This window comes from Janthinobacterium sp. EB271-G4-7A (genome assembly GCF_020858075.1).
Lineage (GTDB): Bacteria > Pseudomonadota > Gammaproteobacteria > Burkholderiales > Burkholderiaceae_D > Janthinobacterium > Janthinobacterium lividum.
Genome location: NZ_JACYMI010000001.1, coordinates 16301 through 40554 on the forward strand (window position 1 = coordinate 16301; position 24254 = coordinate 40554).

The following is a 24254-nucleotide window of genomic DNA, read 5'->3' on the forward strand; positions in this document are numbered from 1 at the left end:
TATGTTCGGTAACTTCGACTTTGATGTCATCTCCCGTTCGTGGGTCTACCTGTTCCAGACCGGCATGGTGTTTACCCTGAAATTGACGGCGCTGTCCATGGTGGGCGGCATCGTGCTGGGCACCCTGCTGGCGCTGATGCGCCTGTCCGGCAGTCGCCTCATTTCGGGCGTGGCGTCGACCTACGTCAACCTGATACGCTCGATCCCGCTGGTGCTGGTGATTTTCTGGTTCTATTTCCTGGTGCCGTACATCGCCGCCTGGGTCATCGGCGCGAACGAGCCCGTGAAAGTGGGCGCCTTTTCCTCCGCGCTCATCACCTTCATCATGTTCGAGGCGGCCTATTATTGCGAGATCATGCGCAGCGGCATACAGTCGATCCCGCGCGGCCAGGTGTGGGCCGGCCAGGCACTGGGCATGAACTACTCGCAGACCATGGCTTTCATCGTGCTGCCGCAAGCCTTCCGCAACATGATTCCCGTGCTGCTGACGCAAACCATCGTGCTGTTCCAGGACGTGTCGCTCGTGTACGTGCTGTCGATCCCCGATTTCGTCGGCGCCGCCTCGAAGATCGCCCAGCGCGACGGCCGCCTGGTGGAGATGTACGTGTTTGTCGCCGTCGTGTACTTCGTGCTGTGCTATGCCTTGTCGTTCCTGGTAAAACGCCTGCAGAAACGCGTCGCCATCATTCGCTAACCGAAAAAGAAAGAACAAGATGATTGAACTCAATAACGTCAGCAAATGGTATGGCCAGTTCCAGGTACTGACCGACTGCACCACCAACGTCACCAAGGGCGACGTGATGGTCATTTGCGGCCCGTCCGGCTCCGGCAAGTCGACCCTGATCAAGACGGTCAATGGCCTCGAACCGATCCAGCAGGGGCAGATCATCGTCGATGGCATCACCGTCAACAATCCGAAAACGAATTTGTCGAAACTGCGCGCGCGCATCGGCATGGTGTTCCAGAATTTCGAGCTGTTCCCGCATTTGTCGATCCGCGAAAACCTCACCATCGGCCAGATCAAGGTGCTGGGCCGCAGCGCCGACGAAGCCAATGCCAAGGGCTTGCAATACCTGGACCGCGTGGGCCTGCTGTCGCAGCAGGACAAGTTCCCCGGCCAGCTGTCCGGTGGCCAGCAGCAGCGCGTGGCGATCGCCCGCGCGCTGTCGATGGACCCCATCGCCATGCTGTTCGACGAGCCGACTTCGGCGCTCGACCCGGAGATGATCAACGAAGTGCTCGACGTGATGGTGGGGCTGGCGCAGGAAGGCATGACGATGATGGTCGTCACCCATGAAATGGGCTTTGCAAAAAGAGTCGCCAACCGCATCGTCTTCATGGACCAGGGCAAGATCATCGAGGATTGCAGCAAGGATGACTTCTTCAACACGACGCGCTCGGACCGCGCGCGCGATTTCCTCGCCAAGATCATCCACTAATTTTCCATCACTTTGAAGTTGAGTACGAATGCCTGACATGAAACAAATAGCCGGCGCCATGCTGGCGCTGGGCCTGCTTGCCCATGCCCACGCGGCAGACAGGATCGCCGTCGACATCGCCCTGCGCGACGCCATCCTGATCGACGTTGCCGCCGGTAGCACCATCAGCGGCAAGACCGTGCTGCTCAAGGGCGACAGCATCGTCGCCGTCGTCGATGACGCGCAGCTGCGCAGCTACGCGCCGAAGCAGACCATCCGCCTGCCCGGCAAATACCTGATGCCGGGCCTGTGGGACACGCACGTGCATTTTGGCGGCGGCCCCGAGCTGATCGACGAGAACAAGCAGCTGCTGCCTTTGTACCTGGCGCATGGCATCACCACGGTGCGCGATTGCTCGGGCGACTTGCCCGACACGGTGCTGGCGTGGCGCCAGCAGATCAATGCGGGCCAGCTGCAAGGCCCGACGATTTTTACCTCTGGCGCGAAACTGGAAGGCATCAAGCCGCTGTGGAAGGGCACCATTGAAGTGGGCACGCCGCAGGAAGTCACGCGCGCGCTGGACGGCCTGCAGGCGCAGCAGGTGGACTTCGTGAAGATCACGGAAAATACCCTGAAACCGGAGCTGTACCTGGAAGCGCTGCGCCAGGCGCGCGAACGGGGCATGCGCACTTCGGGCCATATCCCCGTGCAGCTGACATTGGGGCAGATGGCCGATGCGGGCCTGGGCACGATCGAACATCAATCGTATTTGCTGCGCGCCACCACGCCGCGCGAGCAGGAGCTGACGGCCAAGGTGGCCGCCGGCGCGATGACGGGCAAGGAAGCCATGCGCGAGAGCTTGCAAAGCTACGACGAGCCGACGGCGCGCAAGGCCTTCAGCTACCTGGCTGCGCGCGGCACGGCCATCGTGCCGACCCTGTGGGGTTCGCGCGTGACGGCCTACCTGGACCGCGAAGACCACACGCACGATCCGGCCCTGCAATACATCGGCAAGGGCTTGCGCGCCACCTACGACTGGCGCGTGCAGCGCGCCGCCAAGGATGGCCCGGAAGCCATCGCCCAGCGCCATGCGCAGTTCGAGCAATCGGCCAAGCTGCTGCCGATTTTGCAGCAGCAGGGCATGAGCATCATCGCCGGCACCGATGCGGGATTCTTGAATTCCTTCGACTATCCTGGCCAGGCCCTGCACGATGAAATCGGCCTGTACGTGCAGTATGGACTGACGCCGCAGCAAGCCTTGCAGTCGGCGGTCATCAACGGACCCCGCTTCCTGGGCAAGCTGAATCGCTACGGCAGCGTGGCGGCCGGCAAGGCGGCCGACCTGCTGGTGCTCGACGCGAACCCGCTGCAGGACATCGGCGCCACGCGCCAGATCCGCCTGGTGGTCAGCCGCGGCCACGTGTACGACCGCGCCGCGCTGGACCGGATGCTGGCCGATATTCGCGCCTGGGTGGCCAAACAGGAGACGGCGCCGGCCAAGTCCTGATGTTCTTCGTTCTGATGTCGCAAGCGGCCGGGTGATACCGGCCGTTTTGTTGTCAGGCAGGCAGCAGGCGCAGGCGTCCATTGACTGCGAAGCCGCCCCGCGGCTGGTAAAATGGCGCTATCCGCAATGACCGCCTGAGAGCAGCCGCCATGTCCACACTCGATCACACCCCAGCCGCCGTTCCATCTTCCATCACCATCACCCGTCCTGACGATTGGCATTTGCACCTGCGCGACGGCGCCGTCATGGCCAGCGTGCTGCCGCACAGCGCGCGCCAGTTCGGCCGCGCCATCGTCATGCCGAACCTGAAACCGCCCGTCACCACCACGGCCGATGCTAGCGCCTACCGCGAGCGCATCCTGGCCGCCGTGCCGGAGGGCGTGAACTTCGATCCGCTGATGGTGCTGTACCTGACGAACAACACCTCGCCCGATGAAATCCGCCGCGCGCAAGATAGCGGCATCGTGCAGGCCGTCAAATTGTATCCGGCTGGCGCCACGACGAATTCAGACCTGGGCGTGACGGATTTGAAGAATTGCTACAAGGTGCTCGAAGTGATGCAGGAAGTGGGCATGCCCTTCCTCGTGCACGGTGAAGTGACGGATCCGGAAATCGACATTTTCGACCGCGAAGCCGTCTTCATCGAGCGCGTGATGCGTCCGCTGCGCAGCGCCTTCCCGGCCCTGTCCGTCGTGTTCGAGCACATCACCACCAAGGATGCGGCGCAGTACGTGGCCGAAGCGGAAGGCCCGATTGCCGCCACCATCACGGCGCACCATCTGCTGTACAACCGCAACGAGATTTTCAAGGGCGGCATCCGCCCGCATTACTACTGCCTGCCCATCCTCAAGCGCGAAGAGCACCGCCTGGCCCTGATGACGGCCGCCGCCAGCGGCGACGAGCGCTTCTTCCTCGGCACCGATTCGGCGCCGCACGCGCAAGGCGCCAAGGAAATGGCCTGCGGCTGCGCCGGTTGCTACACGGCCCTGCATGCGATGGAAATGTATGCGGAAGCGTTCGAACGGGCCGGCGCACTCGACAAGCTGGAAGCGTTTGCCAGCTTCCACGGCCCGGCTTTCTATGGCGTGCCGCGCAACACGGACACCATCACCCTGAAGCGCGAAAGCTGGACCTTGCCGGCGTCGCTGCCGCTGGGCGACAGCCACGTGATTCCGCTCAACGCGGGCGAGCAGATCAACTGGAAAATGGTGTAATCACTCCATGCTGCCATCGATAGACTGGACCCGCCCCTGGTTTGCCACGGTGCTGCCGGCGCGACGGCAGCTGGACCTGCAGCGCGACACGGTCATTGCCGCGCTGAACGGACGGGCGAGGGCGCTGGGCTTGCGCAATCCCTCCGGCTTGCCGCTGGCCTTCGTGCCACAAGCGGACCTGCCCGAAGGCGTGGCCTACGAGGAGTTCATCGGCGCGACGGGCGGCGTGCCCACGCGCGACAATCTGCACGACTTTTTCAACGCGCTCGTGTGGCTCACCTTCCCCCGCATCAAGCGGCAATTGAATGCGCTGCAGGCGGCGCAGATCGCCCTGTCCGGCGTCGGCAAATCGCGCGGTCCCGCGCGCGATGGCGCGACAATTTTTGACGAAAATTCCGCCTTGCTGGTGCTGCGCGACAGCGATGCGGGGCGCATGCTGGAAGCGGCGTTGCGCGGGCACGACTGGCGCAGCGCGTTTATCGCGCAGCGCGACAGGTTTGGCGCTGGCGGCGACGCCGATATCTGGCTGTTCGGCCACGCGTTGATGGAAAAACTGGTGGCGCCGCGCAAGGCCATCACGGCGCACACGCGCGTGATCTTCGCCGGCGACGCCTACTTTGCGCTCGACGATGCGGCACGCCGCGCCTGGCTCGACGAGCGGGTGGCGCAAGATCTGGCGCAGCAAGGCCTCACCACGGCGGACTTCACGCCGCTGCCCGTGCTCGGTTTGCCCGGCTGGTGCGAAGACCAGGACGACGATTTTTACAATGACGCGGCGGTGTTCCGCCCGAAGCGCAAGGCAGCTGGCGCAGAAAGAGACCAATAGCATGGAAAATACCGTCCGCTGGGGCATCCTCGGCACCGGCAAGATCGCCCGCGCGATGGCCAATGGCTTGCGCGATGCGCCCGGTGCGCAACTGGTGGCGGTCGCCTCGCGCAGCGAGGCTGGTGCACAGGCGTTTGGCGCCGAATTCGGCATCGCACACTGCCACGGCTCCTACCAGGCCCTGGCCCTTGACCCCGACGTGGACGTGATCTACATCGCCACGCCGCACACCTTGCATGCGGAAAATGCCCTGATGTGCCTGGCCGCCGGCAAGCACGTCGTGTGCGAAAAACCATTCACCATGAACGCGCGCGAAGCGCAGGCCGTGGTCGATATGGCACGCGACAAAAAACTGTTTTTGATGGAAGCCATGTGGAGCCGTTTCCTGCCCGCCGTGCAGGAAGCCAAGCGCATCATCGCCAGCGGCGAGATCGGCGTGCTGCAGCAGGTGCAGGCCGATATCGGCTTTGTCGCCAACTTCCCGCCCGAGCACCGCATGTTCAACCCGGAACTCGGAGGCGGCGCACTGCTCGACGTGGGCATCTATCCGCTGTCGGTGGCGGCCTTCTTCCTCGGCCCCGTATCGCGGGTGCAGGCGCTGGCCGAAATGGGCGCCACCGGCGTCGATGAGCAGGTGGTGTTTTCGCTGCGCCACGCGGGCGGCGGCACCTCGTCCTGCGCCTGCAGCCTGCGCGCGCAAACGCCCACGGAAATGACCATTTCCGGCAGCCTGGGACGGATTCGTCTGCCCAACCGTTTTTACAAGCCCGATCACCTGATCGTCGAAACGATGGATGGCGAACGCCGCGTCGTCGCCGCGCCGCACCTGGGCAACGGCTACGCGCACGAGGCGATCGAAGCGATGCGCTGCATCCGCGCCGGCCTGCTGGAAAGCCCCGTCATGCCGCACGCCGACAGCGTGGCGCTGATGCACAACCTTGACACCATGCGCGGCCAGATCGGTCTCGTCTACAGCGCCGACCAGGCGTCATCAGGAACTCCATGACATTGCACTCATCCCGTCCCAGCCTGAAAACTGTCCTCATCGCCAGCGGCGTCGTCCTGACCCTGGCGATGGGCGTGCGCCACGGCCTGGGCTTCTGGATGCAGCCGATCTCGCAAGCCAATGGCTGGACGCGCGAAACGTATTCGCTGGCGCTGGCCATGCAAAACCTGATGTGGGGCGTCTTCGGCCCGTTCGCCGGCATGGCGGCCGACCGTTTCGGCACCATGCGCGTCGTCATCATCGGTGCCATCAGCTACATGGCGGGCCTCGTGTGGATGGCGCTGGTGACGCAACCGACCCTGTTCATCGTCGGCTCGGGCATCTTCATCGGCCTGGCGCTGGCCTGCACGGCCTTTGGCGCCATCAGCGGCATCATCGGCCGCAGCGCGCCGCCCGAGCAGCGCTCATGGGCCTTCGGCATTTCGTCGGCGGCCGGCTCGTTCGGCCAGTTCCTCATGATGCCGGTCGAGCAGCAACTGATTTCCGCCGTGGGCTGGCAAAACGCCTTTTATGTGCTGGCCGCGCTGGTGCTGCTGGCGATGATCCCGATGGCCTTCTATCTGCGCGAGCCGCCCGTCTCGCACGCCAGCGGCCCGCAGCAAAGCGTTGGCGCCGCCTTCAGCGAAGCCATCGCCAACCGCTCGTTCTGGCTGCTGCTGGCAGGGTATTTTGTCTGCGGTTTCCAGCTGATCTTCATCGGCGTGCACTTGCCGGCCTACCTGAAGGATCAGGGCCTGATGAATCCGAACATCGCCGTCACGGCGCTGGCGCTGATCGGCCTGTTCAACATCGTCGGCTCCTACTACGCGGGTAAATTCGGCGGGAAAATCGCCAAGCGCTATCTGCTGTCAGCCATCTACGTGACGCGCGCCGTGGTCATCACCGTCTTCCTGCTGGCGCCATTGTCGGCGTGGTCCGTGTACCTGTTCGCCGCCGGCATGGGCGTGCTGTGGCTGTCGACCGTGCCGCTGACGAACGGCATCATCGCCGGGATCTTCGGCGTGAAGCACTTGTCGATGCTGGCCGGGATGGTGTTCTTCTCGCACCAGGTGGGCAGTTTCCTCGGTGCGTGGCTGGGCGGCTATCTGTACGAGCACCAGGGCAGTTACCACGTCGTATGGATGATCACCATCGGCCTGGGCTTGCTGGCCGCGCTGATCAACCTGCCGATCGACGAGCGCGCCGTCAAGCGCGCGGCGGTGGCCGCGTAATGGGCAGCTGGCGCACATGGCTGTGGCGCCTGGCTGGCGCCGCGCTGCTTGCCATCGTCTTCCTGGCCTATCTGCGGCCCGACTTCATGCTCGACCTGGCGAACCGCTTCTGGATGTGCATGTAGGATGCGCGGGCGCAAGGTAGATTGTGAAAAGCCGGATTATGCTGGAAGTCGGATTACGCTACGCTAATCCGACCTACCCGACCTGCCGCCGCATATGTGCGTAGGTCGGATTAGGCCGCAAGGCCGTAATCCGACAACACCGGGAACCAGGAAAAGCCATAGCGATTAGGCCGCAAGGCCGTAATCCGACAACACCCATGAAACTATGCGATACCGACGCGCATTCCAGCCAGGCGGCAGCTTTTTCTTCACGGTGGTGACGGCACACCGCCGGCCCGTCTTTGCTTCGGCAACTGCCGTGGATTTTCTACGGGACGCTTTCCGCACCGTACGCCATAAGCGGCCATTCAATATCGACGCCATCGTCATCCTGCCCGATCATCTGCACTGCATCTGGACCTTGCCAGATAGTGATGCTGATTTCATGACGCGCTGGAGGCTGATCAAGACATGGTTCAGCAAGCACAGCGATATTGAAAATGTCTGGCAGCAGCGGTATTGGGAACACGTCTTGCGCGATGCGCGAGACTTTGCCAAGCATGTCGATTACATCCATTACAACCCTGTCAAGCATGGGCTTGTGAGCAAGGTCATGGATTAGCCGCATTCCAGTTTTCACCGGTACGTGGCGTTGGGATGGTGTGCCGCGGATTGGGGCGGGGATGGTGTGGACGTGGCCGGTGTTGGGCGGGAGTGAACGAAGCCAACAATGTTGTCGGATTACGGCCTGCGGCCTAATCCGACCTACCGTTTGCGTATGTGCGTAATCCGACAATACCCGATTTACACCTTCAGGAACTCCTCTTTTCCACCTAGCCAGCGCGCCAGGTGCGCTTCCACGGTGGTCGCGGCAGCCGCCGTGGTGGCATGCAGCAGGTCGTGCGCCACGTCGCGCGCCTGATCTACTAACCATTGATCCGTTTCCAGGTCGGCGAAGCGCAGCATGGCCTGGCCGGACTGGCGCGCGCCAAGAAATTCGCCGGGGCCGCGGATTTCCAGGTCGCGGCGGGCGATTTCAAAACCGTCCGTCGTTTCGCGCATGGTCATCAAGCGCTGGCGCGCCACGCCGCCCAAGGGGCCCTGATACAGCAGCAGGCAGACGCTGGCCGCCGAGCCGCGTCCCACGCGGCCGCGCAGCTGGTGCAGCTGCGACAATCCAAAACGCTCGGCGTGCTCGATCACCATCAGCGAGGCGTTCGGCACGTCGACGCCCACTTCGATGACGGTGGTGGCCACCAGCACGTGGATATGGCCGGCAATGAAGGCGTCCATCACCTCCTGCTTTTCCGCCGGTTTCAAACGTCCGTGCACGAGGCCCACCTGCAGCGCGGGCAAGGCTTCGGCCAGCATCATGTAGGTGTCGGTGGCTGTCTGCAGCTGCAGTGCTTCCGATTCTTCGATCAGGGGGCAGACCCAGTACACCTGCCGGCCCTCCAGCGCGGCCGCATACACGCGGGCGATGACTTCGTCGCGTCGGTTCTGGTCGATGGCGCGCGTGACGATGGGACTGCGTCCCGGCGGCAGCTCGTCGATCACCGACACTTCCAGGTCGGCGTAATAGGTCATGGCCAGGGTGCGCGGGATGGGCGTGGCCGACATCATCAGCTGGTGCGGCACGGCCGCGCTGTCGCCCTTGTTGCGCAGGGTCAGGCGCTGGCCCACGCCGAAGCGGTGCTGCTCGTCGACGATGACCAGGCCCAGTTTGGCAAACAGCACGTTATCCTGGATCAGCGCATGCGTGCCGATCACCAGCTGCGCTTCGCCCGATTCGATCAGGGCCAGTGCCGCCGTCTTTTCCTTTTTCTTCAGGCTGCCCGTCAGCCAGGCCACCTTCACGCCCAGCGGCTCCATCCAGGCGGCGATCTTGCGGAAGTGCTGTTCGGCCAGAATCTCCGTGGGCGCCATCAGCGCTGCCTGGTAGCCGCTGTCGATGGCTTGCGTGGCGGACAACGCCGCCACCACCGTCTTGCCGCTGCCGACGTCCCCTTGCAGCAGGCGCTGCATCGGATACGGCTGGCGCAGGTCGGCGCGGATTTCATCGAGCACGCGGGCCTGAGCGCCCGTCAGCTTGAAGGGCAGGGCGGCGCCAAAGGCATCCGACAGCGTGCCGACGATGGGCAGGGAAGCGGCGCCTTTCGAGCGGCGCGCGCGCTGGGCGCGTTTCAGCGACAGCTGCTGCGCCAGCAGCTCATCGAACTTCATGCGCACCCAGGCCGGATGCGAGCGGTCCATCAGCGCGCTTTCATCGATGTCCTGCGGCGGATAGTGCAGCAGGTGCACGGCGGCGCGGAACGGCGACAGCTGCATCTCGCGCAGCAAATGATCGGGCAAGGTATCCTGCCAGTCGATGCGGCGCATGGCGTCGGCGATTTCGCGCCGCAAGACGTGTTGCGACAGGCCTTCGCCGGACGGATACACGGGCGTCAGGGCCGTGGGCAGCGGCGCGCCCTCGTTGACCACCTTGTACGTCGGGTGCACCATCTCGGCGCCGAAGAAGCCGTGTTTGAGTTCGGCGCGCGCGCGTACCCGCGTGCCTTCGGCCAGCTGCTTGACCTGGCTGCCGTAGAAATTCATGAAGCGCAGCAGCAAATTGCCCGTTTCGTCGGCGATCGTCACCAGCAATTGCTTGCGCGGCTTGAAATTGACTTCGCACTTGGTGACGACGCCTTCCACTTGCCACGACTCGCCGCCGCGCAGGCAGGCGTCGCGTATCGTGTAGACCTTGGTTTCATCCTCGTAGCGCATCGGCAGGTGCAGCACCAGGTCCATATCCGTGCGCAAGCCCAGTTTGGCCAGCCGGCTTTCCGTGCTGACCACTTTTTTGACGGCTTTCGGCTTCGCGGCCGGCTTGGCTGCGGGAGGAAGATCGGGCTTGGGTTCGGACATATCGGAGATTTTTGTGCCGCTAGCGTAAAATAGAGGGTTGTCCGGCACACCCTGTGCGTACCGCAGTTGTAAATTGTTGCGGCGGATTATTGTAATGCCTGTATAGGCGCACAGTATAGTGCCAGATGTTCCATTGCGCACTCCTAATCATTTTTGATGTACTTTTGAAGCAAAACGCATGTATTCGCTTTCCGATTTCGATTTTAATTTGCCGCAAGAAAACATTGCGCAAACTCCGTTGGCCGAGCGCAGCGCTTCGCGCCTGTTGCATCTGGACGGCGATACCCTGGCTGACCGCCAGTTCGCCGACATCGTCGGGCTGTTGCAAGCGGGCGACCTGCTGGTGATGAACGATACGCGCGTGCTCAAAGCGCGCTTCTTTGGCGTCAAGGAAAGCGGCGGCAAGATCGAGGCGCTCGTCGAGCGCGTGCTCGATGACCGCACCGTGCTGGCCCAGGTGCGCGCGTCGAAGTCGCCGCCGCCCGGCTGCCGTATCCGCCTGGCCGATGCCTTCGATGTAACGGTGGGCCAGCGCGCCGGCGAGTTCTTCACCCTGCATTTCGAGGCCGACGTGTTCGAGCTGATCGAGGCGCATGGCCGGCTGCCGCTGCCGCCGTATATCGAGCACGATGCGGACGAATTCGACGAGACGCGCTACCAGACCGTGTTCAACAAGGTCCCCGGCGCTGTCGCCGCGCCGACGGCCGGCCTGCATTTCGACCAGGCCCTGCTCGATCAATTGAAGGCCAAGGGCGTCAATTTTGCCTATGTGACCTTGCACGTGGGCGCGGGCACCTTCCAGCCCGTGCGCACGGAAGTGCTGGCCGAGCACAAGATGCATACCGAGTGGTACACCATGCCGCAGGAAACCGTCGACGCCGTGCGCGCCGCCCAACTTGCCGGGCGCGACGTGGTCGCCGTCGGCACGACCAGCCTGCGCGCGCTGGAGTCGGCCTCGCAAAGCGGCCAGTTGGTGGCGGGCAGCGCCGATACGGCCCTGTTCATCACGCCCGGCTATGCGTTCAAGACGGTGACGCGTTTGATCACCAACTTCCATTTGCCGAAATCGACCCTGCTGATGCTGGTGTCGGCCTTTGCCGGCTATGAGCCGATCCGCAGCGCCTATGCGCATGCGATCGCGCAGAACTACCGTTTCTTCAGCTATGGCGATGCGATGCTGCTCACCACGCAATCGCGCGCTGCGCTGAACCTTGATACTCCCGTGAAAGACTGACATGCTGGAATTTACATTACTCAAGACCGACACGAGCGGCCTGACCAAGGCACGCCGCGGCACCTTGAAACTCAACCATGGCGTCGTGCAGACGCCGATCTTCATGCCAGTGGGCACTTACGGCTCCGTGAAAGCCATGTCGCCGCTGGAACTCAACGAGATCGACGCGCAGATCATCCTGGGCAACACGTTTCACCTGTGGTTGCGTCCTGGCAACACTGTCATGGAGAAATTTGGCGGCTTGCATGGTTTCATGGGCTGGAACAAGCCGATCCTGACGGATTCGGGCGGCTTCCAGGTGTTTTCGCTGGGCGCCATGCGCAAGATCACGGAAGAGGGCGTGCACTTCAATTCGCCCATCAACGGCGATAAACTGTTCCTCTCGCCGGAAGTGTCGATGCAGGTGCAGCGCGTCCTGAACTCCGACATCGTCATGCAGTTCGACGAATGCACGCCGTACGAAATCCAGGGCCGCCCGGCCACCATCGAGGAAGCGGCCAAGTCCATGCGCATGTCGCTGCGCTGGGCGCAGCGCTCGAAAGATGAATTCCACCGCGGTGAAAACCCGAATGCGCTGTTTGGCATCGTGCAGGGCGGCATGTTCGAGATGCTGCGCGACGAGTCGCTGGCCAAGCTGGAAGAGATCGATTTCCCCGGCATCGCCATCGGCGGCCTGTCCGTCGGCGAGCCGAAGGAAGACATGATGCGCATGCTGGCCCACGTGGGTCCGCGCCTGCCGGCCAACAAGCCGCATTACCTGATGGGCGTGGGCACGCCGGAAGACCTGGTGGCGGGCGTGTCGAACGGCATCGACATGTTCGATTGCGTCATGCCGACACGTAACGCCCGCAATGGCTGGCTGTTCACCCGTTTTGGCGACATCAAGATCAAGAACGCCAAGTACAAGGAAGACCAGGCGCCGCTCGACGAGACCTGCAGCTGCTACGCCTGCCGCAATTTCTCGCGCGCGTATCTGCACCATTTGCACCGCTCCAAGGAAATCCTCGGCGCGCGCCTCAATACCATCCACAACCTGCATTATTATCTGGACTTGATGCGCCAGATGCGCGAGGCGCTGGACGAAGACCGTTTCCACGCGTTTACCCTGCAATTCCATGCGGAACGCGCACGCGGAACTTAAGAAAAGCTTAGCTTGATGGCTGGCGGCAGCATGGCCGGAAGTTTTGTGTATTGGTGCTTGGACTGGGGCGATAAAGCATTGCATAATGCTTTTTTAGCCCCATTTAAAGTTGCCATGGCTGCAATTCGGGTTATGACGTATAGCCAATGCTAGAATACAGCGCTATTTTTTCAAACTGATTAGAACTGGAGTCACCGTGTTTTTCATTTCCAACGCTTATGCGCAAGCCCCAACCGAAGCCCTGGGCCTCGGCGGCAACCTGACCAGCTTCCTGCCGCTGGTATTGATGTTCGTGGTCATGTATTTCCTGATGATCCGCCCACAGCAAAAACGCGCCAAAGAACAACGGGCGATGATGGACGCGCTGGCCAAGGGTGACGAAGTCGTCACCGCCGGCGGTATGCTGGGCCGTGTTGTCAAGGTAGTGGACGCTTACGTCACCATCGAAGTGGCGACCGGCACCGAAGTCACGGTGCAAAAGAGCTCCATTACCACCTTGCTGCCTAAAGGCACCCTGAAGGCACTGTAATTCCTCGCTGTCATTGCTTCGGCAATGATAGACCCGGGGCGGCTATCGGCCGCCCCTCGGGACGCCTCCGACGCTCAACACTGAACGCTGAATCACTATGAATCGCTATCCTGCCTGGAAATACATCATCATCGTCGTCGCCTTATTGCTGGGCGCACTCTATACGGCGCCCAATTATTTCGGTGAATCACCGGCGCTACAAGTAACCAGCGGCAAGTCGACCGTCAAAGTGACGGGCGAGCTGATGACGCAAGTCGAGCAAATATTGACGAAAGAGAACGTCAAGTCGGAAGGTGTCACCATGGATGGCGCCGGCAACCTGGCCTCCGTGCGCGTGCGTTTCGCCGATCCCGATACCCAGTTCAAGGCAAAGCTGGTGCTGGAAAAGGATCTCAATCCTGATTCCACCGATCCCGCGTTCATCGTGACGGTCAATCTGCAAGCCAATACGCCGATGTGGATGCAGAAATTGCATGCCTTGCCCATGTTCCTGGGCCTGGACTTGCGCGGTGGCGTGCACTTCCTCATGCAGGTCGATGCGAAAGCCGTACTGAACAAGAAAGTCCAGGGCGTCCAGTCCGCCGCGCGTAGCGTGTTGCGCGACAAGAATATCCGCCACGCCGGCATCGAGCGCGTGGGCGACAGCGTGCAGATCAACTTCCGCGACGCGGAAACGCGCCTGAAGGCAAAGAATGTATTGTCCGACCAGATGACGGAGCTGGCGTTCGCCGATGCGGGCGAAGGCAGCGACCTGAAACTGAACATCACCCTGAAGCCGGCGGCCCTGAAGGCAACCATCGACGAAGGTGTGAAACAGAATATTTCCACCCTGTCCAAGCGCGTCAACGAGCTGGGCGTAGCCGAGCCGCTGATCCAGCAGCAAGGTCCTGACCGCATCGTGGTGCAATTGCCTGGCGTGCAGGACGTGGCCCGCGCGAAAGCCATCATCGGCCGCACGGCGACCCTGGAAGTGCGCCTGGTTGATGAAACCATCGTGCCTGGCACCGAACTGTCGAGCGCTATTCCATTCAACTCGGAACTGTTTACGGTTGGCAAGGGTGTTCCTGTCGTACTGGCGAAAGACGTGATCCTGACGGGTGACTATATCTCCAGCGCCACGGCCAGCTTCGACCAGAACCAGCAGGCGGCCGTGTCGATCGACCTGAACGGCGACGGCGGCCGCAAGATGCGCGAAGCGACGCGTGAACGCGTGGGCAAGCGCATGGCCATCGTGCTGTTTGAAAAGGGCAAGCCGGAAGTGCTGTCGGTTGCCACCATCCAGCAGGAACTCGGTTCGCGCTTCCAGATCACCGGCATGGGCGGCGCGGAAAACGCGAATGAACTGGCGCTGCTGCTGCGCTCGGGTGCCCTGTCCGCACCGATGACCGTCATCGAAGAACGCACGATCGGGCCGCAGCTGGGTGCGGAAAACATCGCCAAGGGCTTCCACTCGACCTTGTACGGCTTCATCGCCATCGCCATCTTCATGATCGCCTACTACATGCTGTTCGGCGCCTTCAGCGTGCTGGCCCTGGCCGCCAACCTGCTGTTGCTGATCGCTTTGCTGTCGATGATCCAGGTGACCCTGACCTTGCCAGGTATCGCCGCGATCGCGCTGGCGCTGGGTATGGCGATTGACGCCAACGTGCTGATCAATGAACGTATCCGCGAAGAGCTGCGCGCCGGCAATACGCCGCAAGCGGCGATCGCTGCCGGTTTCGACCGCGCCTGGGCCACGATTCTCGATTCGAACGTGACTACCCTGATCGTGGGCCTGGCACTGCTGGCGTTCGGCAGCGGTCCCGTGCGCGGCTTCGCTGTTGTGCATTGCCTGGGTATTCTGACCTCGATGTTCTCCTCCGTGTTCGTGTCGCGCGGCGTGGTCAACCTCTGGTATGGCCGCAAGAAAAAGCTGACGACCTTGTCGATCGGCACGGTGTGGGTGCCGGGCACCAGCAAATAAGCGACGGCCCAGCCTTACCCAATAGCGTCAACAGCGATAGCGTCCGGTGGCACAGCCGCCGGACGCACAGAATAGAACTCAGAGGATTTCATGGAATTTTTCCGGATTAAAAAAGATATTCCCTTCATGCGCCATGCGTTGATTTTCAACGTGATTTCGGCGGTGACCTTCCTTGCCGCCGTCTTCTTCCTGGTGCACAAGGGCTTGCACCTGTCCGTGGAATTCAAGGGCGGCACCCTGATGGAGGTGAAGTACCCGAAGGCGGCCAATCTCGAAGGCATACGCGGCACCCTGATCGGCATGGGCTACGAAGAGCCGGGCGTGACCAGCTTCGATACGGCGCGCGACGTGATGATCCGCCTGCCGGTGGAAAATGGCGTCAGCGCCGCGAACACGTCGCAGCGCGTGTTTGAAGCCTTGTGCAAGGCCGAGCAAGGCACGACCAAGGGTATCGATACCGTCACCGAAAAGGGCGAGCACGTCATCAAGAGCGCCTGTATGGACGCGGCCGGCAGCGAAGCGGTCGTCTTGCAGAAAGTCGAATTCGTCGGCCCGCAAGTGGGCGAGGAACTGGCGCAGAACGGCTTGAACGCGCTGGTGATGGTGATTCTGGGCGTGATGATCTACCTGGCCATCCGCTTCGAGTGGAAATACGCTGTCTCGGCCATTATCGCCAACTTGCATGACGTGGTGATCATTCTGGGCTTCTTCGCCTTCTTCCAGTGGGAATTCTCGTTGACGGTACTGGCGGCGATCCTGGCGGTGCTCGGCTACTCGGTCAACGAATCGGTGGTGATCTTTGACCGTATCCGCGAAAACTTCCGCAAGCAGCGCAAGGCAACCGTGCATGAAGTGATCGACAGTGCGATCACCAGCACCATTTCGCGTACCATCATCACCCACGGTTCCACCCAGATGATGGTGTTGTCGATGCTGGTCTTCGGCGGCCAGACCCTGCACCATTTCGCACTGGCGCTGACCATCGGTATCTGCTTCGGTATTTACTCGTCCGTGTTCGTCGCGGCCTCGATCGCCATGTGGCTGGGCGTCAAGCGCGAAGACTTGATCAAGCCGGTCAAGGAAAAAGACGAAACCGACGGCGCCGTGGTGTAAGCGCAGGTTTTTTTGCAGGTCGAATGAAGAACGATCACCGTTTGCGGTGGTCGTTTTTTTTATGGCGGATGATGATGAAGCGTTTTTTTTGGGCAGGTGTGATGGCGGGCGTGACGGCGTTGGCCGGCGCCGCCGATTTCAGCCGCGGTGGCAGTGACAGCATCGCCATGCGCGGCCCGATTGCCGAGGGCGACGTGGACAAGCTGCGGCTGCTGGCCGCGCCGGGTATGACGCTGTTGCGCGTGAATAGCGACGCCGGCGATCCGCTGGCGGCGATGCAGCTGGGCCGCCTGGTGAGCCAGCTGCGGCTCGATATCGCCATCGACACCATGTGCGCCGGCAGCTGCGCGCTGTATGTCTTCCCGGCCGCGCGCCGCAAGCACATTCCGGCCGATGCCGTACTGGCGCTGCAGGAATCGGCCTTCCTGCGCGCGCAGGCGAACCGGGCGAACATGCGGCGCAGCCTGGTTGAAGCGGGCGTGGCGGTCGAGGACCTGGACAGCGAAACAGCGGCACTGGCGGCCCAGTTGGCGCAGACGGCGGCGCTGGAGGCGGCATTTGCCGCGGAGCTGGGCATTGTCCCCGCCTTTTACCGCGACTTCCGGCAGGTGGCAATGCAGGCCGATAGCGTGCGCCTGCGCTTTCCCGACCAGGAGGCGGCCGTCTACTGGTGGCCGGCCGCCGCCCGGCTGCAGCGCTGCTACGGCATCGCCGGTGTGGACGAGGGGACGCGCGCGACGCGCCTGGCGCCCGACGGCTATCTGTACGTGCCGGCCCTGTCGGCCCTCGTCATGGGCGACCAGGGCTTGCAGGCCTGTCCATGAGCCGCAGCGGCCGTTTGTTCCTGTTGATGGACGCCATGCGCGCCAGGCGCGTGCCAGTCACGGCGGCCCAGCTGGCGCAGCAGCTGGGTGTTTCCGAGCGCACGATCTACCGCGATATCCAGACCCTGGCCGAACTGGGCGCGCCCTTGCAGGGCGAAGCCGGCATCGGCTACGTGCTGCGCCGCGGCGCCTTCCTGCCGCCGCTGATGTTCGGCGCCGATGAGCTGGAAGCGCTGGTGCTGGGCGCGCGCTGGGTGCGCCGGCAGGGCGATGCGGGCCTGGCGCAGGCGGCCAGCAATGCGCTGGCCAAGATCGCGGCCGCCTCGCCGCGCGACCTGCGCGACAGCATGGCCGAGACCAGCTTGTGGGTACCGCTGGGGCGTCCCGCCGACGGCACGCAGCCGGCCGACCGTTACGTGCAGCCCGTGCGCGAGGCGATCCGCTACGAACAGAAGCTCACGCTTGCCTATCAGGATGAGCATGGCAGTGCCACCTCGCGCACGGTGTGGCCGTTTGCCCTGGCCTTTTTCGAAGGCAAGCGCCTGCTGGCTGCCTGGTGCGAGTTGCGCGGCGACTACCGGCATTTCCGCATCGACCGCATCGCCAGCGTGCAGCAGCATGAGGAGCGCTATCCCACGCGGCGCCATGTGCTGCTGGAGGCCTGGCGCAAGGCGCATGATATCGATCCTGAATCCTGATTTGCGCTCCTGACAAAAACTGTCAGTGCCTGGGCCTACGATGGAGGCTTCTTCACTCACCGGAGCCATCCATCATGCGTCTGTACCACCACCCCATGTCCTCGAATGCCCGCCGTGCCCTGATGACGGCGATCCACCTCGGCTTGCCTCTGGAACTGGCGGAAGTCGACCTGATGAATGCGGACGACCGCCGCCGCCTGGTCGAGCTGAACCCGAACGGCAAGGTGCCCGTGCTGGCCGATGGCGCTTTCCTGCTGTGGGAATCGTGCGCCATCATGCAATATCTGGCCGAGCAGGTGCCGGGCCAGACGATTTATCCGCAGGCGCCGCAAGCCCGTGCCGACGTCAACCGCTGGCTGTTCTGGGCCGCGCAGCATTTCGCGCCTGCCATCAGCGTGCTGGCCTGGGAACGGGCCTGGAAAGGCATGACGGGCAATGGTCCGGCGGACCCGCTGGAAGAGGCGCGCGGCGAGCGCGACCTGCATGAATGCGCCGTGGTGCTGGACGCGCATCTGGCGGGGCGCAGCTGGGTCAGCGGAGACGATGTGACACTGGCCGATTTTGCCGTGGCCGCGCCGCTGATGTACAGCGAGGCCGTGCGGCTGCCGCTGGCGCAGTATCAGCACATCCAGGCGTGGTTTGCCCGCGTGCGGCAGTTGCGCGCCTGGCAGGAAACGGAGGTGGAGCTGTTGCCGGGCTAATGTGCGCGCTAAGTGTGCCAGCGCACGGAGCTGGTGCGGCACAGCGCATAAGATAGGGCTGTCTCTTTCAGGACATCCCTAGCTTTGGACTTTACCCGCTTTCGAGCGGGTTTTTTTTGTCCGGCGTTTGAAGGTGGCTTGATAATTTGATACTTGCTGCACATATGGGGCCTATCCCACTGCCAGCAGGTAAGTCATGTTCATGCCACGCCATCCGCAACCCCTGTTGAGTACCAAGGCGGTTGCCACGCAAGTCGCCCAGCAAAAGCAGGGAACACCGGCCATGGACAAGCATGTGCTGATCGTCGATACGCTCAATCCGGCGGCACCTCCGCCAGCGAGCAAGAAGCCTGCAGCTTAGTGTACGAGCACCTTCAGCAGCGACTGCACTTCATCGTCCGATTCTTCCATGATGCTCGACAAGGTCGCATCGTCGCCGATCACGCAATCGATGCTGCCGGCGGCCCGGGCGGCGCGCACGGCGATGGCGGCCGGGCTTTCGTTGAGGGGCGAAGAGACGGGCGCCAGGTCATTCGCCAGCAGCAGGGTGTCGCCCAGCGATTCGGGCGGGATGGCGCGCAGGCCTTCCCACAGCGCATCGATGGCCCCCATCACCGCTTCCGGCACCTTCAGTTTGGTCAGGACGCCATGGCCGATGGCCTGTTCGCCATGTTCGACCCAGTCTTCCGGTTCGCCGTCGAGGATGCCGGGGAATTCGGCCGCGCGCGACAACAGATAAAACCCGCCCACTTCATGCATGATGCCGGCAAACAGGGCCGTATCAGGGTCCACCCTGGTGACGCGGCGGGCCAGCACTTGCGACAGGGCCGCCACGTGGGCCGTATGTTCCCACAGCTGGTTGGCCTTCGCTTGCAGCACGGGATCGGTGATGGTGCTGCCCAGCTGGCGCACGATCAGCGATGCCACCACCGACTGCAGGGTGCGTACGCCGAGCCGCTGCACGGCGTTGCGCACGCTGGTGATTTCATTGCCGGAACGGTTGAACGCCACGGAATTGGCGATGGCCACTGTGCGCGCGGCCAGCAGCGGGTCGGCCTGCACCAGCTTGGCGGCGGCCTCGATATGGCAGTCGGGATCGGCCAGCGCCTCTTGCAGCTTGAGCGAAGCGTCCACATTGGCAGGAAAGGTCAGCTCGCCACGAGCGGCTTGTGCGGCGATGCTTTTAAAGGCGTCGAGTCTGTTCATTGAAAAAATTATACTCGCAATATTTCCGTGCGGAACTTTTTAACCGTGATCTTTTCGCAAACAGCCGAGCAAAAGGCAAGCAAAGCCCCGTAAACGGAAAAAGGCATGCTCCTATATGGGTGGCATGCCTTTTTTCTAACGACAGCGTTCGTCACGGCGCTGGACAGGACCATCGCGAGCGGATGGGATTTGTGGCCGAGAAGCGCAACCGTACTTTAGTACGGGGGCGCCGAGCCGGTGAGCATCGCCGGCCGCAAAGCGCACCGCGCAGCAGGTACTGTCAAGTGCTACTACAGAGATTCGCTGAAGATGGCATCGCAGCCTTCAACGAGTTCATCGCTGTCTTCCAGCTCATCCGTCAAGCCCAGGTCGAACAATTCCTCGACGGCGTTCATGAAGCTGTTGTGCTTGGTGGCGCCGATCAGGCGGTAGATTTCGCCGTCTTCGTTGCGCACGCCGATGATCAGTTTTTCCTGGCGCACCAGTTCCGGCGTGCTGGCGTTGAGCAGCAGGTTGCCGATGATGTGTTTATCGAAATGAGCGGGTTTTTTGCCTTCGAGCAGTGAGGTTTTCAACTTGGTTTCCTTTGTCTTGTTTGAATGTCTGTGCTTGGTGAATGGTCAGCCGTGGCCGTTGGCGATGGCGTGTTTCAAGCCCGCCAGGGTGGTTTCCAGCCGCATGAAATCGTCTTCGGTATAGCCGTCGAACAGGCGCTGGCCCTGCCTTGTCAGTTTGGGGAACACGTCATGGAACACCTGTTCACCCTCGGAGCTCAGGCGCACGTAATAGGAACGCTTGTCGCGTGGACAACGTTCGCGTATCACCAGCCCCTTCTGTTCCAGCCGGTCCACCACGCCCGTCAAGGTGCCCTTGGTAATCAGGGTTTTCTGGCCCAGTTCCTTGTAGGACATGCCGCAGGTGTTGCCGAGCGTGGCAATGATGTCGAATTGCGCATGCGTCAAGCCGTACTGGCGCACGAAGTCGCTAGAAAACCGCTCGAAGCCTTGCATGCATTCGGCCAGCAGCCGGATACTTTTTAAATATCGTTCACCCATGGCAGTGATTATATCCTTCCGCCCCGCTTTTTTCCGCCGCGTCAGGATGCGTCCTTGCATGAGGGGCTGGAGGGGGCGGAAGTCCGGTATCATGTGGGCAACTCAGCCCTTGCCCCTGGCCCGCCTCGCCGATGTCCTTCGCTAATCTTTCCCGTATCGGCCTCGACAAACCGCTGCGTTTGCTGCTGGTGCATGCCGGCGATGCCGAGTCGATCACCTGGGCCGGCCTGGTGCAGCCGCTGCGCCTGTGCGCGCGGGCGCTGGGGCCGGACGCCCTGCAACTGGAGGTGCGCACGCCGGAGCAGGTGGCTGCGCAGGGCGGCAACTGGCATATCGCGCTGCTGGTGGCCGACGAGACGGAAGCGCCGCTGCGCGCCGAGCTGTGCCGGGCCGTGATCGAGCGCTGCCGCTCGGCGCCATTCTGGGGCGGCGTGGGCGCGGCCGTGCTGTGGCTGGCCGACGCGGGCGTCATGGACGGCGTGCGCATCGCCTTGCCGTGGGCCCTGTACGCGGATGCGGAAGCCAAGGCGGAACGGGCCATCCTGACGCCGCACCTGTTCGACATCGACGGCCCGCACATCACGTGTTGCGGCGGCGCTGCCAGCATCGACTTTTCGCTGACCTTGATCGAAACCATCTTTGGCGCCGACGTGCAGGCGCTCGTCAAGGAAGCGTTGTGCGTGGACAAGGTGCGCGGCAAGGAAGAGCGCCAGCGCGTGGCCCTGCAGGCGCGTTTCGGCGTGCTGCAGCCGAAATTGTCCGAAGCGGTGACCTTGATGGAGGCCAATATCGAGGAACCGCTGTCGACCGACGACATTGCCAGCCTGGTGGGCCTGTCACGGCGCCAGCTCGAGCGGCTGTTCAAGCAATACCTGGGCAGCCTGCCGTCGCGTTACTACCTGGAATTGCGCCTGCAGCGCTCACGGCAACTATTGCTCGATACACATTATTCCATCGTGCAAGTAGGCCTGATGTGCGGCTTTTCTTCCGGCTCGCACTTTTCCACGGCCTTTGGCACCCTGTTTGGCAATACCCCGCGCGAAGAGCGGCAAAGAAAGCTCATGCCTCCGGCTTGATTCAGGCAAGCCCGTCGGTGATGAATTGTGAAAATCCTTGTCGCAGATTCAAAAGAGTTTTAGCATCCCGCTTTTTATAATGCAGTACACACGTAGCTGTCGTAGCTGCGGAGTACCTAACATATTGATGGGGAAATGCTATGAATGCCAAGCTTGATTCGACCGTAACGGCTCGTCCAGTCACCCGGGAAACCTTTGACCAGGTACTCGTTCCTACCTACGCTCCCGCTGCCATGGTACCCGTGCGCGGTTCCGGACTGGACCTGTGGGACCAGTCAGGCAAGCATTACCTCGATTTCACCTCCGGCATCGCCGTCAACAGCCTGGGCCACTGCCATCCGGCCCTGGTCGACGTGCTGACCAAGCAAATCAATAATTTGTGGCATTTGGGCAACGGCTATACCAACGAGCCTGTCCTGCGCCTGGCGCTGGCCCTGACGGAAGCGACCTTCGCCGACCGCGCCTTCTTCTGCAACTCGGGTGCGGAAGCCAACGAAGCGGCCCTGAAACTGGCGCGCAAGTACGCCCACACCAAGTTTGGCGCGCACAAGTCGCGCATCATCTCGTGCTTCAGCTCCTTCCACGGCCGTACCCTGTTTACGGTCTCCGTCGGCGGCCAGGCCAAGTACACGGAAGGCTTCGAGCCGCTGCCTCCATCGATCGACCATATCGCCTACAACGACATCGAAGCGGCGCGCGCCGCCATCGGCGATGACGTGTGCGCCGTGATCGTCGAGCCGGTACAAGGCGAAGGCGGCGTGGTGCCGGGCAATCCGGAATTCCTCAAGGAATTGCGCGCGCTGTGCGACAAGACGGGCGCCCTGTTGATTTTCGACGAAGTCCAGTGCGGCATGGGTCGCACTGGCGCGTTGTTCGCCTACATGGGCTACGGCGTCACGCCGGACATCCTGACGGCCGCCAAGGCGCTGGGCAACGGCTATCCGATCGGCGCGATGCTGACCACGAATGAACTGGCGCAGACCCTGGCCGTCGGCACCCACGGCACCACCTACGGCGGCAACCCGCTGGCCGCCACCGTGGCCCTGACCGTGCTGGAAACGATCAACACGCCGGTGTTCCTGGCGCGTGTGAAAGAAGCGAGCGTCAACACCATCGCCATGCTGCAAGGCTTGATCACGGATTATCCGCAAGTGTTCTCCGCCGTGCGCGGCAGCGGTTTGCTGCTGGGCCTGGTAGTCACCGATGCCTACAAAGGCCGCGCGAAAGACATCCAGAAAGCGGCCGAAGCGCAAGGCTTGATGGTGCTGATCGCCGGCATGGATGTGGTGCGCCTGGCGCCGGCCCTGATCGTCTCGGACGAGCAGATTGCCGAAGCGGGCCGTCTGCTGCGCGTGGCCATCGACGGCATGCTGAAAGCCTGAGGCTAGCCTCGCTCCCTGTTTGATCACCGGCCCGCCGCTTTGCTGCGGGCCGGCTTGGTTCTACCCCAGCATCGTCAGCATTGAAGGAGTACCCATGTATGTTGTCCGTCCGGTAGAAATTGCGGATATTGCAGCCCTCGAAGCGCTGGCCGCGGTAACCATGCCGGGTGTCCATACCCTGCCGAAGACGCGCGAAAAAATCGCCGCCTCCGTCGAGCGCTCCATCGCCTCGTTTGCCGCCCATGTCGACATCCCCAGCGAAGAGTCGTATCTCTTCGTGCTTGAATCCCTGCTCGACAAGAGCATCGCCGGCACGGCCGCCATCTTTGCCTCGGCCGGCTCGAACGGCACCTATTTTTCCTTCCGCAACGACGTCATCCAGCAAGTCTCGCGCGACCTGAACATCAGCCACAGCGTGCATGCGCTGACCCTGTGTTCCGAGTTGACAGCGTACTCGCAGCTGTCCGGCTTCTATGTGCGCAACATGGAGCAGGCGGGCCTGGAAGCGGCCCTGCTGTCGCGCGCGCGGCTGCTGTTCGCCGTGCTGGCGCCGCACCGCTTCGGCGACCGCTTCTTCGTGCCGCTGGCCGGCATCACGGACGCCAACGGCCAGTCGCCGTTCTGGGATGCGCTGGGCCGCAAGTTCTTCCAGATGGATTTCCTCGATGCCGAAAAAGTCATCGGCGGCGCGCGCAACCGCACTCTGATCGTCGAACTGATGCCGCACTACCCTGTCTACGTGCCGTTGCTGCCCGGCGATGCGCAGGCGGCCATGGGCCAGATCCACCCGAGCGGCGAACTGGCTTTCAATTTGCTGACGGAAGAAGGTTTTGAAGCCGACGATTACATCGACATCTTCGATGGCGGCCCGATCCTGCAGGCGCACAAGCATGCGCTGCGTTCGTTTACGGGCTCGCTGACGCGCCGCGTCGTCGCTGGCGTCACGCCCAGCCGCACGGGCCTGAAAGTCAATTATGCGGTCGCTTCCGGCGCCGAGCGCAATTTCCGCGCCGTCACCTTTGCCTGCGATGCGCTCGAAGCGCAGGACATCATCGGCTTGCCGGCCGATCTGCTCGAGGCGCTGGCCGTGGCCGAAGGCGACAGCGTCATTTGCGTGCGTATCTAAGGGAGTTAATTTT

Annotated in this window: 25 protein-coding genes; 21 read left to right on the plus strand and 4 right to left on the minus strand. The window is 62.5% G+C overall.

Features of this window, described 5'->3' with window-relative positions:
• Position 1 precedes the first annotated feature (1 nt).
• The 9 genes from IGS58_RS00070 to IGS58_RS00105 all read left to right on the plus strand — a co-directional run bounded on the left by IGS58_RS00070 (position 2) and on the right by IGS58_RS00105 (position 7908).
• Positions 2-694 (plus strand): amino acid ABC transporter permease, encoded by a 693-nt coding sequence (locus tag IGS58_RS00070; RefSeq protein ID WP_034778970.1) that lies wholly within the window; start codon positions 2-4, stop codon positions 692-694.
• 19 nt (positions 695-713) lie between these two features.
• On the plus strand, positions 714-1439 hold the full coding sequence (locus tag IGS58_RS00075; RefSeq protein WP_070254805.1) for an amino acid ABC transporter ATP-binding protein: 726 nt from the start codon (positions 714-716) through the stop codon (positions 1437-1439).
• Positions 1440-1476: 37 nt separating this feature from the next.
• Positions 1477-2925 carry an amidohydrolase family protein gene (locus tag IGS58_RS00080; protein ID WP_230520359.1) on the plus strand — a complete coding sequence of 483 codons (1449 nt, stop codon included), beginning with the start codon at positions 1477-1479 and terminating at the stop codon, positions 2923-2925.
• Positions 2926-3074: 149 nt separating this feature from the next.
• On the plus strand, positions 3075-4139 hold the full coding sequence (pyrC, locus tag IGS58_RS00085; protein ID WP_034778959.1) for a dihydroorotase: 1065 nt from the start codon (positions 3075-3077) through the stop codon (positions 4137-4139).
• A 7-nt stretch (positions 4140-4146) separates the two neighbouring features.
• Positions 4147-4965: a DUF3025 domain-containing protein gene (locus IGS58_RS00090; RefSeq protein WP_230520360.1), complete on the plus strand. Its 819-nt coding sequence runs from the start codon at positions 4147-4149 to the stop codon at positions 4963-4965.
• Between the two features lies 1 nt (position 4966).
• Positions 4967-5971, plus strand: a complete 1005-nt coding sequence (locus IGS58_RS00095; protein ID WP_230520361.1) for a Gfo/Idh/MocA family protein — start codon at positions 4967-4969, stop codon at positions 5969-5971.
• Positions 5968-7182: an MFS transporter gene (locus IGS58_RS00100; protein ID WP_230520362.1), complete on the plus strand. Its 1215-nt coding sequence runs from the start codon at positions 5968-5970 to the stop codon at positions 7180-7182. Before IGS58_RS00095 ends, IGS58_RS00100 begins: the two co-directional genes overlap by 4 nt.
• Positions 7182-7307: a hypothetical protein gene (locus IGS58_RS29000; protein ID WP_256608852.1), complete on the plus strand. Its 126-nt coding sequence runs from the start codon at positions 7182-7184 to the stop codon at positions 7305-7307. The genes IGS58_RS00100 and IGS58_RS29000 overlap by 1 nt, the downstream gene beginning before the upstream one ends.
• Positions 7308-7512: 205 nt before the next feature.
• Positions 7513-7908, plus strand: a complete 396-nt coding sequence (locus tag IGS58_RS00105; protein ID WP_230520363.1) for an REP-associated tyrosine transposase — start codon at positions 7513-7515, stop codon at positions 7906-7908.
• 182 nt (positions 7909-8090) lie between these two features.
• Here IGS58_RS00105 and recG read toward each other — a convergent pair whose 3' ends face one another.
• A complete protein-coding gene (gene recG, locus IGS58_RS00110) occupies positions 8091-10193 on the minus strand; it encodes an ATP-dependent DNA helicase RecG (protein WP_115057596.1) in 2103 nt (700 codons plus the stop codon).
• Positions 10194-10371: 178 nt separating this feature from the next.
• Here recG and queA point away from each other — a divergent pair, with 178 nt between their 5' ends.
• From queA to IGS58_RS00155, 9 genes are all read left to right on the plus strand, one after another.
• Complete coding sequence (gene queA / locus IGS58_RS00115; protein WP_070254793.1) at positions 10372-11427, plus strand: tRNA preQ1(34) S-adenosylmethionine ribosyltransferase-isomerase QueA; 1056 nt, start codon at positions 10372-10374, stop codon at positions 11425-11427.
• A gap of 1 nt (position 11428) precedes the next feature.
• The gene (tgt, locus tag IGS58_RS00120; RefSeq protein WP_034745502.1) at positions 11429-12568 is read left to right on the plus strand and encodes a tRNA guanosine(34) transglycosylase Tgt; all 1140 of its coding nucleotides are present in this window, start codon (positions 11429-11431) and stop codon (positions 12566-12568) included.
• A 196-nt stretch (positions 12569-12764) separates the two neighbouring features.
• Positions 12765-13097, plus strand: coding sequence for a preprotein translocase subunit YajC (yajC, locus tag IGS58_RS00125; protein WP_034778948.1), 333 nt, complete (start codon positions 12765-12767; stop codon positions 13095-13097).
• 97 nt (positions 13098-13194) lie between these two features.
• The gene (gene secD / locus IGS58_RS00130) at positions 13195-15060 is read left to right on the plus strand and encodes a protein translocase subunit SecD (protein WP_176385835.1); all 1866 of its coding nucleotides are present in this window, start codon (positions 13195-13197) and stop codon (positions 15058-15060) included.
• 90 nt (positions 15061-15150) lie between these two features.
• The gene (gene secF, locus IGS58_RS00135) at positions 15151-16173 is read left to right on the plus strand and encodes a protein translocase subunit SecF (RefSeq protein ID WP_034778943.1); all 1023 of its coding nucleotides are present in this window, start codon (positions 15151-15153) and stop codon (positions 16171-16173) included.
• A gap of 74 nt (positions 16174-16247) precedes the next feature.
• A complete protein-coding gene (locus IGS58_RS00140) occupies positions 16248-16997 on the plus strand; it encodes a hypothetical protein (RefSeq protein WP_230520364.1) in 750 nt (249 codons plus the stop codon).
• Positions 16994-17695: a helix-turn-helix transcriptional regulator gene (locus tag IGS58_RS00145; protein WP_070254786.1), complete on the plus strand. Its 702-nt coding sequence runs from the start codon at positions 16994-16996 to the stop codon at positions 17693-17695. The genes IGS58_RS00140 and IGS58_RS00145 overlap by 4 nt, the downstream gene beginning before the upstream one ends.
• Positions 17696-17769: 74 nt before the next feature.
• The gene (locus IGS58_RS00150) at positions 17770-18396 is read left to right on the plus strand and encodes a glutathione S-transferase family protein (protein ID WP_230520365.1); all 627 of its coding nucleotides are present in this window, start codon (positions 17770-17772) and stop codon (positions 18394-18396) included.
• Between the two features lie 196 nt (positions 18397-18592).
• Positions 18593-18757 (plus strand): hypothetical protein, encoded by a 165-nt coding sequence (locus IGS58_RS00155; RefSeq protein WP_230520366.1) that lies wholly within the window; start codon positions 18593-18595, stop codon positions 18755-18757.
• Here the strand turns inward: IGS58_RS00155 and IGS58_RS00160 are convergent.
• The 3 genes from IGS58_RS00160 to IGS58_RS00170 all read right to left on the minus strand — a co-directional run bounded on the left by IGS58_RS00160 (position 18754) and on the right by IGS58_RS00170 (position 20657).
• On the minus strand, positions 18754-19602 hold the full coding sequence (locus IGS58_RS00160) for an HDOD domain-containing protein (protein ID WP_070254782.1): 849 nt from the start codon (positions 19600-19602) through the stop codon (positions 18754-18756). The two genes, IGS58_RS00155 and IGS58_RS00160, sit on opposite strands and share 4 nt — an antisense overlap.
• Positions 19603-19892: 290 nt before the next feature.
• Positions 19893-20177: a hypothetical protein gene (locus tag IGS58_RS00165; RefSeq protein WP_034778933.1), complete on the minus strand. Its 285-nt coding sequence runs from the start codon at positions 20175-20177 to the stop codon at positions 19893-19895.
• Between the two features lie 45 nt (positions 20178-20222).
• Entirely contained in the window at positions 20223-20657 is a 435-nt protein-coding gene (locus tag IGS58_RS00170; protein ID WP_070254780.1) for a MarR family transcriptional regulator, read from the minus strand.
• A gap of 131 nt (positions 20658-20788) precedes the next feature.
• Here IGS58_RS00170 and IGS58_RS00175 point away from each other — a divergent pair, with 131 nt between their 5' ends.
• The 3 genes from IGS58_RS00175 (at position 20789) to IGS58_RS00185 (ending at position 24241) form a co-directional block, all read left to right on the plus strand.
• The gene (locus IGS58_RS00175; RefSeq protein WP_070281819.1) at positions 20789-21733 is read left to right on the plus strand and encodes a GlxA family transcriptional regulator; all 945 of its coding nucleotides are present in this window, start codon (positions 20789-20791) and stop codon (positions 21731-21733) included.
• A gap of 140 nt (positions 21734-21873) precedes the next feature.
• Positions 21874-23115: an acetylornithine/succinylornithine family transaminase gene (astC, locus tag IGS58_RS00180; RefSeq protein WP_230520367.1), complete on the plus strand. Its 1242-nt coding sequence runs from the start codon at positions 21874-21876 to the stop codon at positions 23113-23115.
• Positions 23116-23209: 94 nt separating this feature from the next.
• Positions 23210-24241 carry an arginine N-succinyltransferase gene (locus tag IGS58_RS00185; RefSeq protein ID WP_230520368.1) on the plus strand — a complete coding sequence of 344 codons (1032 nt, stop codon included), beginning with the start codon at positions 23210-23212 and terminating at the stop codon, positions 24239-24241.
• Positions 24242-24254 lie beyond the last annotated feature (13 nt).

Coding starts and splice junctions, on each gene's coding strand:
- IGS58_RS00070 (WP_034778970.1), top strand. CDS start 2: ATGTTCGGTAACTTCGACTTTGATGTCATCTCCCGTTCGTGGGTCTAC.
- IGS58_RS00075 (WP_070254805.1), top strand. CDS start 714: ATGATTGAACTCAATAACGTCAGCAAATGGTATGGCCAGTTCCAGGTA.
- IGS58_RS00080 (WP_230520359.1), top strand. CDS start 1,477: ATGAAACAAATAGCCGGCGCCATGCTGGCGCTGGGCCTGCTTGCCCAT.
- pyrC (WP_034778959.1), top strand. CDS start 3,075: ATGTCCACACTCGATCACACCCCAGCCGCCGTTCCATCTTCCATCACC.
- IGS58_RS00090 (WP_230520360.1), top strand. CDS start 4,147: ATGCTGCCATCGATAGACTGGACCCGCCCCTGGTTTGCCACGGTGCTG.
- IGS58_RS00095 (WP_230520361.1), top strand. CDS start 4,967: ATGGAAAATACCGTCCGCTGGGGCATCCTCGGCACCGGCAAGATCGCC.
- IGS58_RS00100 (WP_230520362.1), top strand. CDS start 5,968: ATGACATTGCACTCATCCCGTCCCAGCCTGAAAACTGTCCTCATCGCC.
- IGS58_RS29000 (WP_256608852.1), top strand. CDS start 7,182: ATGGGCAGCTGGCGCACATGGCTGTGGCGCCTGGCTGGCGCCGCGCTG.
- IGS58_RS00105 (WP_230520363.1), top strand. CDS start 7,513: ATGCGATACCGACGCGCATTCCAGCCAGGCGGCAGCTTTTTCTTCACG.
- recG (WP_115057596.1), bottom strand. CDS start 10,193: ATGTCCGAACCCAAGCCCGATCTTCCTCCCGCAGCCAAGCCGGCCGCG.
- queA (WP_070254793.1), top strand. CDS start 10,372: ATGTATTCGCTTTCCGATTTCGATTTTAATTTGCCGCAAGAAAACATT.
- tgt (WP_034745502.1), top strand. CDS start 11,429: ATGCTGGAATTTACATTACTCAAGACCGACACGAGCGGCCTGACCAAG.
- secD (WP_176385835.1), top strand. CDS start 13,195: ATGAATCGCTATCCTGCCTGGAAATACATCATCATCGTCGTCGCCTTA.
- secF (WP_034778943.1), top strand. CDS start 15,151: ATGGAATTTTTCCGGATTAAAAAAGATATTCCCTTCATGCGCCATGCG.
- IGS58_RS00140 (WP_230520364.1), top strand. CDS start 16,248: ATGAAGCGTTTTTTTTGGGCAGGTGTGATGGCGGGCGTGACGGCGTTG.
- IGS58_RS00145 (WP_070254786.1), top strand. CDS start 16,994: ATGAGCCGCAGCGGCCGTTTGTTCCTGTTGATGGACGCCATGCGCGCC.
- IGS58_RS00150 (WP_230520365.1), top strand. CDS start 17,770: ATGCGTCTGTACCACCACCCCATGTCCTCGAATGCCCGCCGTGCCCTG.
- IGS58_RS00155 (WP_230520366.1), top strand. CDS start 18,593: ATGTTCATGCCACGCCATCCGCAACCCCTGTTGAGTACCAAGGCGGTT.
- IGS58_RS00160 (WP_070254782.1), bottom strand. CDS start 19,602: ATGAACAGACTCGACGCCTTTAAAAGCATCGCCGCACAAGCCGCTCGT.
- IGS58_RS00170 (WP_070254780.1), bottom strand. CDS start 20,657: ATGGGTGAACGATATTTAAAAAGTATCCGGCTGCTGGCCGAATGCATG.
- IGS58_RS00175 (WP_070281819.1), top strand. CDS start 20,789: ATGTCCTTCGCTAATCTTTCCCGTATCGGCCTCGACAAACCGCTGCGT.
- astC (WP_230520367.1), top strand. CDS start 21,874: ATGAATGCCAAGCTTGATTCGACCGTAACGGCTCGTCCAGTCACCCGG.
- IGS58_RS00185 (WP_230520368.1), top strand. CDS start 23,210: ATGTATGTTGTCCGTCCGGTAGAAATTGCGGATATTGCAGCCCTCGAA.